Raw genomic sequence first — 2,345 nt, forward strand, 5'->3', positions numbered from 1 at the left:
GCCGCGGCTCCATCGTTCCCGGGCTGCCCACCCGCCCCAGCCCAGTCGCCCCCTCAAAGCTTGGCGTGGCACCATGCCGCAGTTCAGTCCGGGTCCCGCACTGGCTCGCCCGTCCGCATAACTCCAGCGACCATTTTCTTACACGTCTGACCATGCGATTCGGCATTAACACCTATCTCTTCACATCTCCGTTCAACAACGCCAGCACCCGCCTGTTCAAGCGGTTCAAAACCTGGGGATTCCAGTCCGTGGAAATTCCCATTGAAAAGCCCGAACACGTTGACCCGAGACATGTGAAACGCGAGCTCGATCGCCACGGTCTCGCATGCGCAGCGGTTTGCGCCTGCTTGGGCCCGGATCGAGACTTGCGCGGCACACCCAGCCAACAACGCGCGGCCCTCGGCTATCTACTGAAGTTGCTCGAGTATACGGTCCTACTGGACTCTCCATCGCTGGTCGGACCTTTGTATTCTGCAGTAGGCCGCGCCGATGCCGTGCCTCCCTTCGAAAAGCGCCAACAGTGGCGCACCGTCGTCCGGCATTTGAAAACCCTTTGTAACGAGGCTGAACGGCTCGGGAAACAAATCTGTATCGAACCCCTCAACCGATTCGAAACCGATTTCATCAACACATGCGAACAGGCGCTGCGCCTGATACGGGACGTAGGCAGTCCCGCGCTCAAGGTCCTTCTGGACACGTTCCATATGAACATTGAAGAAAAATCGCAGCCCGGGGCGATCCTGAAAGCCGGGCCGCTGCTGGGCCATTTTCACGCCTGCGGTTGCGACCGCGGCACACCAGGTCGCGATCACATTGACTGGAAAGGCATCGCGGCAGCGCTCCATGCCATTGGCTATAAAGGCGACATTGTGATTGAGTCCTTCACACCGAACGTAAAAGTGATTGCCCGGGCCGCGGCCATTTGGAGGCGCATCGAGAAGACACGTGATGAAATCGCCGTGGAGGGCCTCCGTTTTCTGAAGAGCACCCTGTGTGAAGGCGTACCTCACACGCGAAAGACCATCATACCATGAAAACGAGAGAAACGGCCGGCGGGCACCCCCGCCATTGGGAGACGCTGCTGCCATTCGGTGGTGCGCACGAGAAAGGCGGCTTCACGAGGGGCTCCAGTGAGGTTGACCTCTTTCGGTGGTCCGGTCGGCCGGTCGGGCACAGCGTCGTGGGCCTGCCGAATCCGGGGCAGGCCCACTACAGGACGTCCGTACCGTCACAGCTGCTCACGTCCATACGCCTGCTCGCTGTTACCATCCTCATGATGGCGCAGCTGGGCGATGGTGCCGAGAAAAGAATTGTTTTCCTTGCCGGCCCACCCAGTCATGGACCCAGGGAGCATGAGCACCGTGCCGGTTGTCTTCTCCTCCAGGCCTGCTTGGCCGGCGTGCGCGGCCTATCTTCCATTGTGTATTCCAACGGGTGGCCGGATGACCCGCACCGGGCATTTACAAACGTAGCGGCGATTGTGGTTTACGCCGACGGAGAGAGCAATCACCCTTTTTTTCAAGGGCATCGCCTGAGCTTGGTCGCCGAGCTAATGCATCGAGGAGTGGGTCTGGTGTGCCTGCATTACGCCCTCGTACCGCCGCCAGACGTGGGCCGGGAGCAACTCCTGGAATGGATCGGCGCCTCCTATGAAGCGCACTGGTCGGTTAATCCGGTTTGGGAAGCAGACTTCAAAGTCCTGCCCCGGCATCCCATCACTCGGGGAGTACGACCTTTCCGAATCAGGGACGAGTGGTACTTTCACATGCGCTTTCGCGAAGGAATGCGAGGCGTCACACCCATTCTCAGCGCCGTCCCTCCATTGAGCACGATGGACCGACCGGACGGACCCCACACCGGGAACCCGGCGGTACGCGAAGCGGTCCGACGCAGGGATCCGCAGCACGTTGCCTGGGCGTATGAACGCCCCAACGGCGGACGCGGATTCGGCTTTACTGGCGGGCATTTTCACGATAATTGGGCCCACGACGATTTTCGCAAACTTGTCCTGAACGCGATCCTGTGGGTCGCACGACTAGAAGTACCCGAACAGGGTGTTGAATCGCATGTGGCCCGGACACTACTCAACGCCAACCTCGATCCTAAACCGCACACGGGCCAGTAGCAGCAGGGACTCCGGGAGGGTTATGGTCTGGCTAACCGTGATCCACAGGGACCGTGGGGTACGAAGCCGTTCTCCCTCAGCCGTTGCCCTTTTCCCTATGCCTTGGCAGGTTTTCGCCCGGGTAGAGATGGAACGCATCGGCACCACGCCGCATCGAGGGGGAGGTTCCCCTGGTATGGGCAGTCTGGCGGAAGGTTGCCGGGTTCTGGTGGTGTGGTGC

The 2,345-nt window shown here is 60.3% G+C and carries 2 protein-coding genes; both read left to right on the forward strand.

What is annotated here, in order from left to right; all coding sequences use genetic code 11:
* Window positions 1-1,034, forward strand: a 1,034-nt coding sequence (locus G4L39_RS09275; RefSeq protein WP_240893906.1) for a sugar phosphate isomerase/epimerase family protein, incomplete at its 5' end; no start/stop codon positions are given.
* A 242-nt stretch (window positions 1,035-1,276) separates the two neighbouring features.
* Window positions 1,277-2,125, forward strand: a complete 849-nt coding sequence (locus tag G4L39_RS09280) for a ThuA domain-containing protein (protein ID WP_343203326.1) — start codon at window positions 1,277-1,279, stop codon at window positions 2,123-2,125.
* The last annotated feature ends 220 nt before the right edge of the window (window positions 2,126-2,345 follow it).

Source organism: Limisphaera ngatamarikiensis (genome assembly GCF_011044775.1).
GTDB lineage: Bacteria > Verrucomicrobiota > Verrucomicrobiia > Limisphaerales > Limisphaeraceae > Limisphaera > Limisphaera ngatamarikiensis.